The following is a 14,886-nucleotide window of genomic DNA, read 5'->3' on the forward strand; positions in this document are numbered from 1 at the left end:
GCCCGCATCGACCCGAACGGAGGAGGGAACCGATGCCCCGACCGGACGGCCGTTCGAGCGACGCCCTGCGACCGGTCCGCTTCCGTCTCGGTTTCACGGAATACGCCGAGGGCTCGGTGTGGATCGAGGCTGGGCGCACCTGGGTGCTGTGCAACGTCACGGTGGAGGAGGGCGTCCCCCCCTGGCTGAAAGGGCAGGGCCGGGGCTGGCTGACGGCGGAATATGCCATGCTGCCCCGGAGCACCCACACCCGGACGCCCCGGGAGGCCGGGTTGCAGAGCGGGCGGACGAAGGAGATCCAGCGCCTGATCGGCCGAAGCCTGCGCGCGGCCCTCAACCTGGAGCACCTGGGGGAGCGCACCCTGATCGTGGATTGCGACGTGATCCAGGCGGACGGCGGCACCCGCACAGCGGCCATCACCGGCGGCTATGTGGCCGTCGTTCTGGCCCTGCGCCGCCTGATCGCCGCCGGCCTCGTCCCTCCCGAAGTTCTCCGCACGCCCGTCGCCGCGGTCAGCGTGGGGATCGTGGAAGGGGAGCCGCGCCTGGACCTGTGCTACGCGGAGGACAGCGTCGCCGAGGTGGATTTCAACGTGGTGATGACCGGGGACGGACGCTTCGTGGAGATCCAGGGGACGGCGGAGGGGCGGCCCTTCACCGCGGAGGAGTTCGCCGCGCTGATGGAGCTGGCTCGCAAGGGCATCGCGGCGCTGCTGGAGGCCCAGGCTCGGGCGCTGGCGGAGGCTCCCGAGCTTCCCCCCTGGCCTCCGGAGCAGGAGGGGGCCCAATGAACACCTTCATCTCGAGAGCGCTCATCGGCCTTCTCGCCGCCCTGCTTCTCAGCGGCTGCCTCACCCTGAGCGTCCACACGCGGCTGCGGGCCGACGGCGCGGCGGAGCGGACGGTGGCGGTAGCGGTGGACCGCGTGCTGCTGCAGACCGCGGCGGTCCAGCCCCTGGAATCCCTGCGGCGCATGGCGGAGGCTTCCGGGTGGGGCGTCGAGCGGTTTCGGGACGCCGCCCGGGACCAGGAGGGGATCCGCCTGCGCCGGACGCTTTCTTCCCTGGAGGATCTGAACCGGCTCCCGGAGGGCGATCCCCTGGCCGGCCTGGAACGCATCACGGTGGAGACCCAGGGGGATCTCCAGGTTCTCACGGCCACCCTCTCCATCGCGGGGATCCTGGAGCGCCTGCGGATCGCCGCCGGGGAGCCTCCCCTCTCCCCGGAGGATCTCTCCTTGCTGCGGGCGGCCGGGTTCCGGCTGCGTTATGAGCTGGAGCTCCCCGGTCCGGTGATCGATTACGCGCCGCGGGGCAATGCGCAGGTGGACGGACGTCGGATCCGCTGGGAGGTGCCGCTCAGCCCCGATCAGACGACGGTCACCCTGCGGGTCACGTGGCGGCCTATCCGCTCCCTGCCCATCTGTGCCGGCGGGATGATGGGGCTGCTTCCCTTCCTGCTCCTGCTGGCCCTGAGGACGCGAAAGGAGGGATGGCGGTGAGGAGGGAGGGAGACGTTCCCCCGGAGCGGCCTCCGGTGATGGTCTGCCCGCGGTGCCGGGCGATGGTGTCCGCTCGCTCGAACCAGTGCCTGGTCTGCGGGGCCCGGCTATCCTCGTCGGAGCGGATCGATTTCCCCGGCCTGACCCTGGCTTTCCTGGTTTACCCGGTGCTCGCCCTGGCCATCGCCTGCACGGCGCTGGTGCTGTGCGTGGCGTTGATCCGATGGCTGGGCCGGTAGTCTCTTACTCCGGGTATCCGTGGGGGTGCGCCTGCATCCAGCGCCAGGCGCTGGCCACGATGTCGATCAAAGTGTGCTCCGGTGTCCAGCCCAGATCCCGGCGGATGGCCTCCGGGGAGGCCACCAGCATCACCGGGTCCCCAGGCCGGCGCGGCCCTTCCCGGGCTGGGATGGGGTGGCCGGTCACCCGTCGGCAGACCTCCAGCACCTCCCGGACGGTGTAGCCGGTCCCCGTCCCCACGTTGTAGACCATCACCGGCCGCTCGGAGAGGGCCTCCAGGACCAGGAGGTGGGCCCGGGCGAGATCCACCACGTGGATGTAATCCCGGATGCAGGTCCCATCGCGGGTGGGGTAATCGGTCCCGTAGATCTCCACATAAGGCCGGCGGCCCAGGGCCACCTGCAGGATACGGGGGATCAGATGGCTCTCCGGCCGATGATCCTCCCCCCGCGTCGCCGTGGCCCCTCCGGCGTTGAAATAGCGCAGCGCCGCGTAGCGCAGGCCCCGGGTTCGGTGCAGCCACCCCAGGATCCGCTCGACGGTCGCCTTGGTCTCCCCGTAGACGTTCACCGGCCCGATGGGGGAAGACTCCGTCAGGGGCTCCGGGGCGGGGGCGTAGACGGCGGCGGTGGAGGAGAACACCACCCGATCCACCCCGCCGGCCAGCAGGGCCTCCAGGAAGGTGATGGTGTGGGCCACGTTGTTCCGGAAATACTTGAAAGGCTCCTCCATGGACTCGCCGGCCTCAATAAAGGCGGCGAAGTGCATGGCGGCCTGGCAAGGCCACCGGCGCAGGGTCTCCACCACCCGTTCCCCGTCCCCGATATCCCCATGGACGAACTGCGCGCCCTCCGGGACGGCGGCTCGGAAGCCGTGGCACAGGTTGTCGTAGACCACCACCTCATGGCCGGCCTCGAGGAGGAGCTCCGTCACGATGCTGCCGATGTAGCCGGCTCCGCCGGCGACCAGGATGCGCATGGATCTCCTCCGGGGAGAGATGAACAAGCGGATTCAGCGGGGGAACGGGCCGCTTCGATCCGCTTCTTTGAGCGGAGCGCGCGCCGAGGAGACGGCCTCCCGCGCGGGCGGGGCGGGGGAGAGGCTGAAGCCGGCGACGATCCCGTAGCTCAGGGCATAACAGAGCAGGAAGGGCACGACCCCATCGAGGCCATGGTGCCATGCCCGCCAGGTTAAGAGAAGGGCGTAAAGGGCGAAGGCCCCCTCGATCCAGCCTATCGGGTCCATCTCCGGCTCGCCCCGCGCCGCCCGCTCCCCCTTGGGCGTCCGCTGGAACTCCGAGGGAAGGCCGAGCAGGGCCTCGATGATGGCGCGGGTGTTGCTTAAGGTGAGGCCCGTCCCGATCACGAACAGGACCGGGATCACCCAGAGCCGACGGGGCCAGTCGGGGTAGAGGGCCTGCTGGCTGAGGCCATACATCAGGGGCACCGTTAGCAGCCCCAGGCCCAGGATCACCGCCCACTTCGGGCGCTCCACGGGATGGCGCAACAGGGGACCGGAGAGCAGCAACAGGAGCACTCCCAGCAGATGGGTGAAATATCCGCCCAGATGGAGGGTGGCCACCACCCGCTTCCACCACGGCCAGCGGCTGCGCCAGATCCGGCTGATCAGCTTCCGGAACGTCTGGGTGGTCCCCTTGGCCCACCGGAACTGCTGGCTCTTGAAGGCCGGGAGGGTGGGGGGGATCTCCCCCGGGACCGCGACATCGGGGACGAAGACGATGCGCCAGCCGGCCAGCTGGGCCCGATAGCTGAGATCCAGGTCCTCTGTCAGGGTGTCGGTTTCCCACCCGCCGGCGGCCTCGATGGCCTCCCGCCGCCACACGCCTGCGGAGCCGTTGAAGTTCACAGGCAGCCCGGCGGCGGAGCGGGCCACCTGATCGACTATGAAGTGCGCGTCCAGCATCAGGGCCTGGGCGCGGGTGATCCAGGACTGAGAGGCATTCAGATGGTCCCAGCGGGCTTGAGCGGCGGCGATGGTAGGGTCGGCCAGCAGCACCGGGATCATGCGCTTCAGGAAATCCGGCGGTGGGACGAAGTCGGCGTCGAAGATGGCGATGAACTCGCCCCGGGCCCTTCGCAGCCCGTAGGCCAGCGCCCCTGCCTTGTAGCCGTTCCGGTTCGGGCGCCGCAGCAGCTCGATGGGATAGCCGAGGGCCTGATAATGGACAACCAGCTGCTTGACCAATTGCGCCGTCTCGTCCGTGGAGTCATCCAGGACCTGGATCTCCAGGCGGTCTGGGGGATAATCCAGGGCCACCACGGCTTGCAGCAGGCGCTCCACCACGCTCCCTTCATTGTAAATGGGCAACTGCACCGTGACGAAGGGCCAGGTCGAAGGGTTCGCGCGGGGGACCGGGCGACGCCGTCCCCACAGGCTGAGCCCGCACAGGATCAGAACGTAAAGGGCATACAGGAACAGCAGAACGCTGATCCCCAGGCTGGCCGCGGCCATAAGCTTCATGGCGTTTCCTCCCGGAACCCCAGGAATCGGTAGACCGGCACCACCTGAGCCCCTCCCCGAACCGGGAAGATCGGCAGGGCGCGGGCCTCGATCCGCTCTCGCACGCGCTCGAACACCGCCCGGCTGATCATGATCTGCCCGGGCGGCGCTGCCTCCTGCAGGCGCCGCGCGTAATTGACCGTGCTCCCCACCAGGGTATAGGTCTGGAACGCACGGGTTCCGATCGGCCCGAGGACCGCCTCGCCGAGGTGCACGCCGATGCGGTAACGTCGGCGGTGCTCCGGGGGGAGCGCGGCGTGCAGATGGAGCACCTCCTGCTGCATCCGCCACGCCGCCCGCAGGGCCCGATACGGATGGTCCGGCAGCTCGAAGGGGGCGTTGAACCATCCCAGCACCGCATCCCCCATAAATCGATCCACCACGCCTCCCTCGGCCCGTATGCAGGCCCATGCGAGCTCCAGATAGCGGTTCAGCAGGGGCACCAGGGCCTCCAGGGGAGTGTGCTCGCACAGCTCCGAGAAGCCGTGGAGGTCCACGAAGAGGACGGTGACCTCGCGCCGGATGGGCGTCGGGTCCTCCGGGCCATCCGCCCGGATCAGATAGGCCATCAGGTCGGGATCCAGCATGGGGGCAAGCCGCCCGATCTCCCGGTGGACTCTCGACCGCAGGATCTCCACCAGATCCCGACTGGTCCGCACGAGCTCGACCGGCGAATCCGGGCCTGCCGCGGACCGCGCGAGGGCCCGCTCCGCTTCCCCCAGGTATTCCATCAGGCGATCCAGCAATGAGTCGAAGGCCTCTGTCCCACTTATCCGTTCCATCCCGGCTCCTCCGGTCGCCCTCCGCGATCAATCCCCATCCGTCCTTCTGCTCCCCGGCTCCCCGCGGGGGGCGGATTCCACCCCGGTTCTTCCTGGAGGAGGGCCTTCCGCCCCCCATCTTCGTTTTCGATGCCTGTAGGGTCGCAGCGGAGGCTGCTCCTACAGCCCGAACCCCCTGTTTTCGAGACGGGAAGGGTCGCGGCGGAAGTAGGAGGGGCTTTAGCCCCGAACGCTCCGCCGTCGATGACGCAAAGGTCGCGGCGAAAGCCGCTCCTACAACAACAGGGGTGCCGAAATGAATTTCGGCTTACGTGGGGAGGGGCTTCAGCTCGCCATCATCGATCACGGCCGAAGCCGCTCCTCCGGCACGGGTCCTCCGGTGGGATCCCCTGAATCCATGTTTGTTTTCGATCCCAAGGGGTTCGGATCGATTCCCCTTCTCATAATACACCCCGGAGAACAATGGGGGGCCTCTCCCCGCGGATGGCGCGGGATCCCGGCCTCAGCGGGCGAAGGGCGGCGAGGTGGGAAGGGTCTGGCTGCGGAGGGCGGAGATCCACCGAGCCAAGATGGATCGGAGGCGCCCTCGGAGCCCATAGAAGAGAAAGAGAAGCCACCAGCCCCGAGGGGCGGATCCCGGAGGGAGCGGGCGTCGGCCGAACCGCACGGCCGTGTAGCGCTCCGCGATCTGCCTCATGGTCTCCGCCATCTCCGGTGCCAGCGCGGCCAGGTGCCGAGCGCGCTCCATCGGGGTCCAGGAGGCCGGGAGCCGGATCCCCAGCAGCCGCGCCGCGCGGTTCATCCACAGGTAATCCCGAGCAGCGGGAGAGAGCCGGCGCAGGCGGTGCCGATCGCGCAACCAGAGGACCACCCCCAGCATCCCCAGCGCTCCCATCAGGCCCGCTGTGAGCGGTCCGACCGGGAACCGCGGCGTGCGGGGCAGCGGAAGAGCCTCCCCGGGCTGGATATCGAAATCCTCGGCCAGCAGATTGCGTCGGGTGGGGGTGGGTTGTGGCGCGCCGGGAGTGGGCCCTGCGGCGGGGCTCGCTGGAGGCGTGGGGGTGGGCGTCGCGGGGCGCTGGGGGCGCAGGATGGGCGGCTGGGCGGCGGTGGGCTCGAATTCCACCCAGCCGTAGCCAGGGAAGTAGATCTCCACCCATGTGTGGGCGTCCCGCTGCCGCACCCGATACCGCCCGTCGGGCATCCACTCGCCCTGGGCGTAGCCGCTCACCACGCGGGCGGGGATCCCCAGGGCCCGCGCCATCACGGCCATCGCCGAGGCGTAATAGTCGCAGTAGCCCTGGTGGATGTCAAACAGCACATAGGACACGCCGTCCCGGCCCGGCGGCGGAGCCGGGATGTTCTCGTTGTATCGGATGTTGCGGCGCAGCCAGGCCTCCAGGGCCGCTGCCTTGTCGTATGGATTGTCCGCGTTCGCCGTGATCCGCTCCGCCAGGCGTCGGATCCGGGGGTCGAGGTTGGGCGGCAGCTGCAGATATCGCTGCACCCATTCCGGGTAAACCGTCCCCGCCTGGCGCAGGCCCTCCACATCCGGGACGGGGACCAGGGAGATCGCCTCGTAGGTCTGCTGGGCGCCGAAGGGACGGGGGCTGCGGATCCCCATCAGATCGTGGGCCTGGGCCGTGAACCGGCCCTGCACGATGGCGGGGAGACTGACGGCCACCGGGTGCTGAGCGGCGAAGATCAGGGTGTTCCCGGGCAGATAGACGGTGAAGGTTTGCGTCACCACCGCCCGGCCCTCCCACAGCGGGCGCGCCGTCAGCGCGGTCATCGGGGCGCGGCTCTGCTCATCTTCCCCCGAGGAAAGCCAGCCGTTGGAGGTGTAGACGTCATAGACCATCCCCCGCCAGTAGCGGGCCGGCCCCTGGGCCCGCACCTCCATCACCACCGTGTCGCTCAGCCGCCGGGGCCCGCCGAAGGGCAGCGTGCGTCCCAGGGGGCTCACATACGCCGGGCGCTGGGAGCGCAGGGAGCTGAACAGCCGGTTGAACGTCTCCTGGCTCCGGCGCAGGGGCCGGCTCACCTCGCTCCAGACCCGGGAGGCCGCCTCGCTGGGGCCGGCCGGCGGGAGGATCCAGGCGAGGGCCAGGGCCAGCCCGGCGATCAGCAGCCCCGCCCGCAGCACATCCACGCCGAGATCCGGGACGAACCATACTCGCTCCCGCCGCCAGCGCTGGCTCTGCTCCTCATAATGCACGGTGGCCAGCCAGAGCAGCGCCCCCAGCAAATAGGTGATCAGGAACAGCGTGAGAGGGCGCGGACCCAGATAGTAATACGCGTTGATGAACGCGATCAGCCCGGCCGGCACCAGCGCCCGCCACGACCGGATGGTCCGGAAAGAATACCAGGCGCTGCTGCTGGCCGCCAGCCAGATCAGGGCCCCCATGATCACCACGAAGGGCAGCGGATCGCTGCCGCGCCCGCCCCGCATGGCTTCCATGGCCCACACCGTCATGCGGTAGCCCAGCCATTGGAGCTTCAACGACCAGGTGGGGACCTGGATGAGGCGGGCGCTCAGGTAGCCCACCCAGACGGTGCCATAGCCGATGTTGAGAAGAAAAGCCACCGGGCCGGGGAACCGGGAGATGGCCAGCAGCCAACCGATGAGGAGCCCCCCGGCTGCCACTGAAGGGAGGATCTCTAATCCATCGGCCCACCCCGCCATCGTCACCGTCCACGCGGCGGACCCGTGGATCAGGAGCAGCAGGAAGAGCATCCAGAGGGTTCCCACCGTTCCCCGGGGAACGGCCGGGGCCTCCATCGGCCTTCCGGGGATCCTTACCTCGCTTTCTCCCACCATCGATGCAGCTCCTCCAGGGAAACGCGGGACGTGAGATCCAGGCTCAGCGGGGTGACAGAGACCACCTCCTCCACCACCAGGGCGTAGATGTCCGAATCCGGCTCCAGACGCTCTCGATCGATCTCCACCCGATATCCCAGCGGGCCCGGGTCGGTGGGGCGCCGGCGCATCGGGCGGACCGGGACGAAATACCGCTGCCGGGAGAGGCGGGTCCACCGCCATGGGGTCTCCGGCGTGGCCCGGGCCGGGACGTCGATCTTCAGCACGTCGACGTCGAACGGCAGGGCCTGGCGGAGGGCGGCGCGGGCGAAGAGGAGGGTGAAATGCGCCGCGGCCCTGAAGTCGATCTCCTCGGAGTATCCCAGGTGATGCTCCACCGGGGTTTGCAGCGACACGGCCAGGGCCGGGATCCCGAAGCTGGCCGCCTCCAAGGCTGCCCCCACCGTCCCCGAGATCGTCACCCCAGAGCCGACGTTCTCCCCATAATTGATGCCCGCCACCGCCAGATCGGGGAGGCGAGGAAGGATCTCCAGGATGGCGTGATCGACCACCTGGGCGGGGGTTCCTTCCACCGCATAGGCCCGGATCACTGTGCCGCTCACATGGATGATCTCCGGGTAGATCCGGCCCTCCGAGGTGGCCGGCATGCAGCGCCCGGCGCCGGACCATTGATCCACCGGGGCGACCACCACAACCTGCCCCAGGACTTGCAGGGCGGCAGCGGCGGCGCGCAGGCCCGGGGAGCGGATCCCGTCATCGTTGGTCACCAGGATGAGCGGCATCGTATCCTCCCGACGGCCTCGGCGATCCGCTCGGCGATCCCCTGCAACACCTCGTCCGGCACCCCCTCCGGGGCCAGGGATTGCGGACGCGTGTCGATGGGATCGTTGACGTAGTCGATGCACAGGAAGCGCCCTGCCTCGTCCAGGGCGATCTCGCTGGAGAACAGGTGAAGCCCGCAGACCGCCGCGATCCGACGCCCCAGCTCCCAGAGCGCGTCCAGGCCGAAGGCGATCCGCTCTTCCTCCTCCACCGGTGTATACCGATGGGTGGCCGGATCCCACCAGCATGGGAACACCTGATCCACCGCATAGAGCACCCGGAACCACGCCGGGCGCCCGTCCAGCCGGCGGGGGCGCACGTAGGCCTGGACCAGGATCGATTCATCGGGGAAGGCCGTGCGCAGGGCGTTCAGGTCCTCTGGACAGATGATCGTCCGCACGCCCTCCCCGCCGCCCCCAAAGGCGGGCTTGGCGATCCACGGGGGTTCCCCCAGCCCTTCGGGCCAGAGCGTCCGGGGGTCGGCTTCCCACGGGGGGAGGATGGCCGTGGGAGGGGTGGGGAGCCCCGCTTCGACGAACCGCCGGTGCATCGCCGCCTTGTCCCATGCCGCCCGCGCCCGCTCCGTTGGGTTCAGGCGGAACACCCCTGCCGCCCGGGCCCAATCCACCAGGGCCTCGAAGTCCTCATCCCAATCCGAAGCGCGGTCCAGGAAAACCCCGCATGTCCACCGCCCATCCGCGGCCCGCTCCAGGATCTGGGGGAGATCCGCCGGCGTGACCTCGGCCACCGAGAGGCCGCGGCGCGCGCAGGCCTCCCGGATCATCCGGATGAACGGCGCATCGTATTCCCAGTTCCAGGCGATGGCCAGATCCACCCGCTCGATCTCGATGTCGCTTCGCGTCACCGTATCCTTTAACATCCTGCACGCTCATGAATCGCAGGGATCCTCACGCTACGCCCCTCCTTAACTGATGATAACACGGCCGGAAGCACAGAGCGATCTTTCAGCGCATGCGAGGGGGCCGGAGGGGAGCAGCGGTCTGGGTTACAATATCTGCAGAGGTGGACGTTCACATACCTGTGGAGAGATCTTCATGCGCCGTGGGCTTCTCTGGATTTATGGATTTCTGGTGGGGGGGCTGATCGGCGCCGGCCTGGCGCTGCTCTGGGCTCCCTGCTCCGGGCCGGAGCTGCGGCAAAGGATCCGGAGCCGATGGCAGCAGGTCGTGGAGGAGGGGCGGCAGGCCGCCGCCCAGCGCCGGGCGGAGCTGGAGCGCGAGCTGGCCGTCCTGATCCGACGAGCTCCTCCGGAGCCCTGAACAGGGGTGGTCGCCTTCTCCCGCTACGGCCATCTCCACCAGACCGGCGTCGGGGCGATCTTCAGGATAACCTGAGACTCCCGCTGCACGGTGAGGGCAGGCCAGAACGCCGTGGCGAAGGGTCGCACGGGATCCACCGGGGTCGGCCAGGGGGCGCTCTCATCGCCGCCGAGAGGGATCTCCGCGCGGATCGGCCAGCCCAGGATCCGCACAGGGGCCGCGTGGGCCTTTCCCCATTCCCAGATGGTGTGCAGATCCCCATATCGCCGTCCAATCTCGGCCAGCGCCCGCCGGTAAGCCATCGCCTTCAGCTCCCGGACCTCATTGCCCTGAGCCTCCCAGAGGGCCTGCGCAGCGGCCCGGAGGCGCTCCGCCGGCCGTCGGGCGAGCAGCCGTCGCAGGTTCTCCTCTCCCACCGCCGGTCCCAGCGCCGTGCGGATGAGCTCCCATCGCCAGACCTCATAGACGAGGGCGGAGGGGCTCTTCGCGTCCAGCTGCCCGTCCCAGCGGGCCAGCATCCCATGCACCCGCCGCTGAAGCCAGCCCTCTGGGGTCAGGGCGAGCAGCGCCTCGCGATCCGGCGTCGCGGGCGGCGCGCAGCGGGGCCATGCGTCCTTTCCCCGCCAGGCCCAGAGGGGGGACTCCCCGCTTTCCCGGACGACGCGGACGGAGAGCTCCCCCAGGGCATCCAGGACGTCTCCGGGGCCCGGCTTCGGCTCCAGCTGGGCGCCCTCCGCCTGGCGGATGCGCGCCAGAGCCCCCGGGATCCCGGGCCAGCGGAGGCGGACGCCGTCGTCCACCCATATCAGGCGCCACGGCAGGGGGAAGACCGGGGCGGCCATCGCGTGCAGGCGGATCCCGGTGTCCTCCTGACACGTCCGGAAGAGCCCGAGCTCGGGGGCCACCCCCACCGCCGCCCAGGCGCGCCACGCCGCCTCACGCCGCGCGACATCCGGGGCCGGCGTCGCGGACGACCAGCGGGGATCTTCCAGGGCGGCGCGGGGAGCAGGAGGGAGGCGCCGGAGGGCGGCCGCGATCTCGGCCTCCATCCAGCCCGGATGGGCCAGGGCCAGGCCCACTGCCACCGCCAGGCTATCCCGGGGGTCCCAGGGCCGGGCGAGGGGATCCGAGGGGAGCCGGCGGATCATCGGGATCCCCATCCGCCAGGCGGTGTTCACCCCCGCCGCGTAGGCTTCCAGCCGGGACCGGGTCTCTGCATCCAGGGCCTCCCAGGCCCGGGCGATGACGGGGGCGAGGCGCTCCCGGGCCCAGGCGTCGGCCTCCTTAGCCTGCGGCCCGACCAGGGCCTCCAGCTGGCCGTAAGCCGCCGCCCGCCGCAGGATCAGCAGCGGGGCGGCATCCAGTCCATCCAGGACGCCCTCCGCGAAGGCCTGATCCTGCGGCGAGCCGGCCTCTACGCGCCACTGGGCTGGGCCCACCGCATACAGGGTGATCTTTCCCTCCGGCCCGTGCAAGGAAAGGAAGGCGGGCGGACCGACCGCGGACGGAAGATGCAGGATCCCCAGGATGAGGATCAGGACCAGGCCGGCCACACCGGGGAGGAGGGGCTTTTTCCGGGCCGTCATGGGCTTGGCACTTCCAGCTCTGGGATCTTCCATGCGATCGGTTCCATTGGCCGGCAGGAAAGCGGTGGGTCCTAAGGGGCCCGGCCCAGCGTGACGGAGAGGGTGCGCTCTTGCCCATCCCGGATCACTGTCAGGCGCACCGTCTCCCCGGGGCGATGGCGTCGGAGCGCATCGGGGAGAGGATGACGGTCGTCCACCGGCTCGCCGTCCACGGCGGTGATCCGGTCGCCGGGGCGCAGGCCGGCTTCCTCGGCCGGGCTGTTGGGGAGCACCTGGAGGATCCGTGCCCCATCGCGATCATGGGTCACCATCACCCCCAACCAGGGGGTTCCAGAAGTGGGCCCGGGGGGAGTCGGAGCGCCCGCGCCCCGGCCGATCAGATAGCCAGCCAGCCCGCCCACCGCCAGGCCGATGCACCCGCAGGCCATGGCGATCAGGATGAGCGCGGCGATCCAGATCCACATGCGGTTCCGGAGGTCTTGAGGCGAGTTGCCCATGGCTCATCGCTCCACCCGTTCGATGGCCGCGCCCAGGGCTCGCAGCTTCTCGTCCAGGCACTCGTAGCCCCGATCGATCTGCACGATGTTGCGGATGACGCTGGTGCCCTCGGCGCAGAGGGCCGCGATCACCAGGGCCATCCCCGCCCGGATGTCCGGGCTCTCCAGCCGCTCCCCGTGCAGGGGGGAAGGGCCGTGGACCAGACAACGGTGAGGGTCGCAGAGGACAATGCGAGCGCCCATGGCGATCAGTTTATCCACGAAATAGAGGCGGCTTTCGAACATCTTCTCGTGGAAGAGCACCGGCCCCGCGGCCTGGGTGGCCATCACGATGGCGATGCTCATCAGATCCGCCGGGAAGCCGGGCCAGGGCGCGTCCTCGATCTTGGGGATATGGCCCCCGATGTCCGGGATCACCCGGAGGGGCTGCTCCGGCGGCACGTAGATGTCTTCCCCATGCACCTCGAAGTGCACCCCCAGGCGCCGGTAGACCAGCTGCACCATCCGGAGGTGCTGGGGGACCGCGCGACGGATCCAGACCCCATCGCCGATGAGGGCGGCCAGCCCGATGAACGAGCCCACCTCGATGTGATCCGACTCGATCTCCCACTCCCCGCCCCCCAAGCGGTCCACCCCGTGGATCACCAGGGTGTTGGAGCCGATGCCCTCGATGCGGGCGCCGAGGCGGTTGAGGAAATGGCAGAGGGCCTGGACGTGGGGCTCGGAGGCGGCGTTGCGCAGGACGGTGGTGCCCCGGGCGAGGGCCGCGGCCATGACCGCGTTCTCCGTGGCGGTCACGCTGGCCTCGTCCAGCAGGATGTCTTGGCCCTGGAGCCGGTCGGGGGCCCGGAGCCGAAAGATCCGGTTTACCTCATAACGCGCCCCCAGCGCTTCGAAGGCCAAGAAGTGGGTGTCCAGGCGGCGCCGGCCGATCACGTCGCCTCCGGGGGGCGGCATCTCCACATAACCGAAGCGAGCCAGCAGCGGCCCGGCCAGCAGGATGCTCGCCCGGATATCCCGGCACAGCTCCGGGTTCAGCGGCCGGGGCCGCACATCCCGGGTGTCGATGCGCAGGGTGTGCGGGTCCAGCTCTTCGATGCTCGCCCCCAGCTCGCTCAGGAGCTGCACCATCGTGCGGACGTCGCGGATGCGCGGCACGTTACGCAGCACCACGGGCTCCTCGGCGAGCAGGGCGGCTGCGATCAGGGGGAGGGCAGCGTTCTTGTTGCCCCCGGGGCGCACCTCCCCCCGGAGCCGCCGCCCTCCCTCGATCACGAAAAAGGCCTCTCGGGTCATCCCCTCGCTCCTCTCCGGCCGATCGTGAGCAATGGGTATTGCATCTATTCCAGCGCCAGCAGGCGCACCCGAACCACCACCGGATCGCCTCGCCGGGCCTCCAGGGCGGCCGCGGCGCACCCGTTCACCAGGCCGATCTCTAAGAAGCCGGAGCTGCCCGGATAGGCGATCAGCTCCCCGGGTTGGGCCTCGGCGAAGGTGTGGAGGATGCCGGAGAGCACGCGATCCCCTACCTCCACCCGCGCCTCCCCCGCCCGGAAGAGGACCGGGAAGCGGCGGGCCAGGGGACCGAAGGCCGGTTGCAAAACCAGGGCGGCTCCCTGCCACTGCAGCCGGCCGATGCTGGTCACCAGGTTCCCGAACCGGTCCGCGTGCAGGATCTCCCCGACGATCCGCTCCTCCTCCAGCTCTAAGCGGGGCGAAGGGAGGCGGACCGGATCCGTCACCGGCGGGCCGAAGGCGGCGGGAGGGACACCGCGGGCGAGGTGGGCGGCGGCCGGGGCGAAGATGTCCCGGCCGTGGAAGGTGTAACTGACCTGAGGCAAGCGATAGGCCGATTCCTCAATGGCGTAACAGCGGGCCTCCGGGTGATCCTCCAGGATGAAGCTGAAGAGCCCGTTGTCCGGCCCCACGAAGAGGGCCCGCTCCGTCTCCACGATCAACGCGCGGCGCCCGCTGCCCACCCCGGGATCCACCACCGCCACGTGGATGGTCCCGGGGGGGAAGTAGGGCGCGGCCTCCGCCACCACGAAGGCCGCCCGCCGGATGTCCTGGGGCGGGATGTGATGGCTGAGGTCCACCAGCCGCACGTCGGGGGCGATGGAGAGGATCACCCCCTTCATCGTCCCCACATAGCCGTCCTCATCCCCGAAGTCCGTCGTCAGGGTGATCACCCGCATCCCGATCCTCGCCGATCATCGCATCCGCCGGCTTCGGGCGTTCCCCCTGTCGGGCCCGAAGCGTTCGGCTCCTCCAGTATATTCCGGCGCACCGGTTGCGGGCATCCGGAGGGGAGCAAAGACCGGCGGCGGTTCGGAGGGGATGTTCGGCGGAGGAGGGGCGCAGCCCCGCTGCGCCCCTCCCTGCTACGGGCCATGGCGATGGGGGGATCGAACGGTCTGCCGGGCGGTCGCCCAGTCCATCACCTGCCCGCCGTGGTCCCGGGCGAAGGCCTCAGCCCGGTCCCGCGTGGCGAAGGCGAGCAGGCCATAGCCCATGGGGGTCGGCACATCGGGCGCATGGACGAAGGTGGCGCGGTCCGTCTCGATCCATCCCCCACCCTCGAAGTCACGCACATAGAAGGCTGCTACATCCTCCGGATGGCCTCGTTGGTAATCGATCATGCACCCGATGTCATCGAAGAGGCGGGCCTGGCCGTTCCGGGTCACGTAAGCCGCGGCGAAGCGGGGATCGTTGATGAGCATCCCGCAGTTGGCGCAGGGATCCTTCCCGTAAACGATATCCGGCGGCCTGGGCCCGCTGGGCCGCGCGCAGGCCACCAGCCCCGCCAGCATCAGCGCGATGGCGACCATTCGACGCAT

General features: G+C 69.7%; 15 protein-coding genes. 4 read left to right on the forward strand and 11 right to left on the reverse strand.

Features of this window, described 5'->3' with window-relative positions; genetic code table 11:
- The first annotated feature begins 32 nt into the window (after positions 1-32).
- The 3 genes from rph to CFB18_RS03765 are packed head-to-tail and all read left to right on the forward strand — an operon-like array spanning position 33 to position 1,740.
- Complete coding sequence (gene rph, locus CFB18_RS03755) at positions 33-791, forward strand: ribonuclease PH (protein WP_088570471.1); 759 nt, start codon at positions 33-35, stop codon at positions 789-791.
- Positions 788-1,501: a hypothetical protein gene (locus tag CFB18_RS03760; RefSeq protein WP_088570472.1), complete on the forward strand. Its 714-nt coding sequence runs from the start codon at positions 788-790 to the stop codon at positions 1,499-1,501. Before rph ends, CFB18_RS03760 begins: the two co-directional genes overlap by 4 nt.
- Positions 1,498-1,740 carry a hypothetical protein gene (locus tag CFB18_RS03765; RefSeq protein WP_143597503.1) on the forward strand — a complete coding sequence of 81 codons (243 nt, stop codon included), beginning with the start codon at positions 1,498-1,500 and terminating at the stop codon, positions 1,738-1,740. The genes CFB18_RS03760 and CFB18_RS03765 overlap by 4 nt, the downstream gene beginning before the upstream one ends.
- A 4-nt stretch (positions 1,741-1,744) precedes the next feature.
- Here CFB18_RS03765 and galE read toward each other — a convergent pair whose 3' ends face one another.
- The 6 genes from galE to CFB18_RS15215 all read right to left on the reverse strand — a co-directional run bounded on the left by galE (position 1,745) and on the right by CFB18_RS15215 (position 9,566).
- On the reverse strand, positions 1,745-2,719 hold the full coding sequence (gene galE, locus CFB18_RS03770) for a UDP-glucose 4-epimerase GalE (protein WP_088570474.1): 975 nt from the start codon (positions 2,717-2,719) through the stop codon (positions 1,745-1,747).
- A gap of 33 nt (positions 2,720-2,752) precedes the next feature.
- Positions 2,753-4,222, reverse strand: a complete 1,470-nt coding sequence (locus tag CFB18_RS03775) for a glycosyltransferase (protein ID WP_088570475.1) — start codon at positions 4,220-4,222, stop codon at positions 2,753-2,755.
- The gene (locus CFB18_RS03780; RefSeq protein ID WP_088570476.1) at positions 4,219-5,043 is read right to left on the reverse strand and encodes an adenylate/guanylate cyclase domain-containing protein; all 825 of its coding nucleotides are present in this window, start codon (positions 5,041-5,043) and stop codon (positions 4,219-4,221) included. The genes CFB18_RS03775 and CFB18_RS03780 overlap by 4 nt, the downstream gene beginning before the upstream one ends.
- A 502-nt stretch (positions 5,044-5,545) precedes the next feature.
- On the reverse strand, positions 5,546-7,825 hold the full coding sequence (locus CFB18_RS03785) for a transglutaminase TgpA family protein (RefSeq protein WP_088570477.1): 2,280 nt from the start codon (positions 7,823-7,825) through the stop codon (positions 5,546-5,548).
- A 17-nt stretch (positions 7,826-7,842) separates the two neighbouring features.
- Entirely contained in the window at positions 7,843-8,646 is an 804-nt protein-coding gene (surE, locus tag CFB18_RS03790; protein WP_159461554.1) for a 5'/3'-nucleotidase SurE, read from the reverse strand.
- Complete coding sequence (locus tag CFB18_RS15215) at positions 8,628-9,566, reverse strand: ATP-grasp domain-containing protein (protein WP_159461555.1); 939 nt, start codon at positions 9,564-9,566, stop codon at positions 8,628-8,630. The genes surE and CFB18_RS15215 overlap by 19 nt, the downstream gene beginning before the upstream one ends.
- Positions 9,567-9,741: 175 nt before the next feature.
- Between CFB18_RS15215 and CFB18_RS15220 the strand changes: the two genes are divergently transcribed.
- Positions 9,742-9,966 carry a YtxH domain-containing protein gene (locus tag CFB18_RS15220; RefSeq protein ID WP_159461556.1) on the forward strand — a complete coding sequence of 75 codons (225 nt, stop codon included), beginning with the start codon at positions 9,742-9,744 and terminating at the stop codon, positions 9,964-9,966.
- 23 nt (positions 9,967-9,989) lie between these two features.
- Here CFB18_RS15220 and CFB18_RS03800 read toward each other — a convergent pair whose 3' ends face one another.
- From CFB18_RS03800 to CFB18_RS03820, 5 genes are all read right to left on the reverse strand, one after another.
- Positions 9,990-11,552, reverse strand: coding sequence for a penicillin acylase family protein (locus tag CFB18_RS03800; RefSeq protein ID WP_159461557.1), 1,563 nt, complete (start codon positions 11,550-11,552; stop codon positions 9,990-9,992).
- A 71-nt stretch (positions 11,553-11,623) separates the two neighbouring features.
- Positions 11,624-12,049: a S1C family serine protease gene (locus CFB18_RS03805; protein WP_088570481.1), complete on the reverse strand. Its 426-nt coding sequence runs from the start codon at positions 12,047-12,049 to the stop codon at positions 11,624-11,626.
- Between the two features lie 3 nt (positions 12,050-12,052).
- On the reverse strand, positions 12,053-13,345 hold the full coding sequence (gene murA, locus CFB18_RS03810; protein ID WP_088570482.1) for a UDP-N-acetylglucosamine 1-carboxyvinyltransferase: 1,293 nt from the start codon (positions 13,343-13,345) through the stop codon (positions 12,053-12,055).
- Between the two features lie 44 nt (positions 13,346-13,389).
- Complete coding sequence (locus CFB18_RS03815; protein WP_088570483.1) at positions 13,390-14,244, reverse strand: SAM hydrolase/SAM-dependent halogenase family protein; 855 nt, start codon at positions 14,242-14,244, stop codon at positions 13,390-13,392.
- A 186-nt stretch (positions 14,245-14,430) separates the two neighbouring features.
- Positions 14,431-14,886, reverse strand: coding sequence for a nitrous oxide reductase accessory protein NosL (locus CFB18_RS03820; protein ID WP_159461558.1), 456 nt, complete (start codon positions 14,884-14,886; stop codon positions 14,431-14,433).

Origin of the sequence: Thermoflexus hugenholtzii JAD2 (assembly GCF_900187885.1) — a bacterium.
Classification (GTDB): domain Bacteria; phylum Chloroflexota; class Anaerolineae; order Thermoflexales; family Thermoflexaceae; genus Thermoflexus; species Thermoflexus hugenholtzii.

Coding starts and splice junctions, on each gene's coding strand:
- rph (WP_088570471.1), top strand. CDS start 33: ATGCCCCGACCGGACGGCCGTTCGAGCGACGCCCTGCGACCGGTCCGC.
- CFB18_RS03760 (WP_088570472.1), top strand. CDS start 788: ATGAACACCTTCATCTCGAGAGCGCTCATCGGCCTTCTCGCCGCCCTG.
- galE (WP_088570474.1), bottom strand. CDS start 2,719: ATGCGCATCCTGGTCGCCGGCGGAGCCGGCTACATCGGCAGCATCGTG.
- CFB18_RS03775 (WP_088570475.1), bottom strand. CDS start 4,222: ATGAAGCTTATGGCCGCGGCCAGCCTGGGGATCAGCGTTCTGCTGTTC.
- CFB18_RS03780 (WP_088570476.1), bottom strand. CDS start 5,043: ATGGAACGGATAAGTGGGACAGAGGCCTTCGACTCATTGCTGGATCGC.
- CFB18_RS03785 (WP_088570477.1), bottom strand. CDS start 7,825: ATGGAGGCCCCGGCCGTTCCCCGGGGAACGGTGGGAACCCTCTGGATG.
- surE (WP_159461554.1), bottom strand. CDS start 8,646: ATGCCGCTCATCCTGGTGACCAACGATGACGGGATCCGCTCCCCGGGC.
- CFB18_RS15215 (WP_159461555.1), bottom strand. CDS start 9,566: ATGTTAAAGGATACGGTGACGCGAAGCGACATCGAGATCGAGCGGGTG.
- CFB18_RS15220 (WP_159461556.1), top strand. CDS start 9,742: ATGCGCCGTGGGCTTCTCTGGATTTATGGATTTCTGGTGGGGGGGCTG.
- CFB18_RS03800 (WP_159461557.1), bottom strand. CDS start 11,552: ATGACGGCCCGGAAAAAGCCCCTCCTCCCCGGTGTGGCCGGCCTGGTC.
- CFB18_RS03805 (WP_088570481.1), bottom strand. CDS start 12,049: ATGGGCAACTCGCCTCAAGACCTCCGGAACCGCATGTGGATCTGGATC.
- murA (WP_088570482.1), bottom strand. CDS start 13,345: ATGACCCGAGAGGCCTTTTTCGTGATCGAGGGAGGGCGGCGGCTCCGG.
- CFB18_RS03815 (WP_088570483.1), bottom strand. CDS start 14,244: ATGCGGGTGATCACCCTGACGACGGACTTCGGGGATGAGGACGGCTAT.
- CFB18_RS03820 (WP_159461558.1), bottom strand. CDS start 14,886: ATGCGTCGAATGGTCGCCATCGCGCTGATGCTGGCGGGGCTGGTGGCC.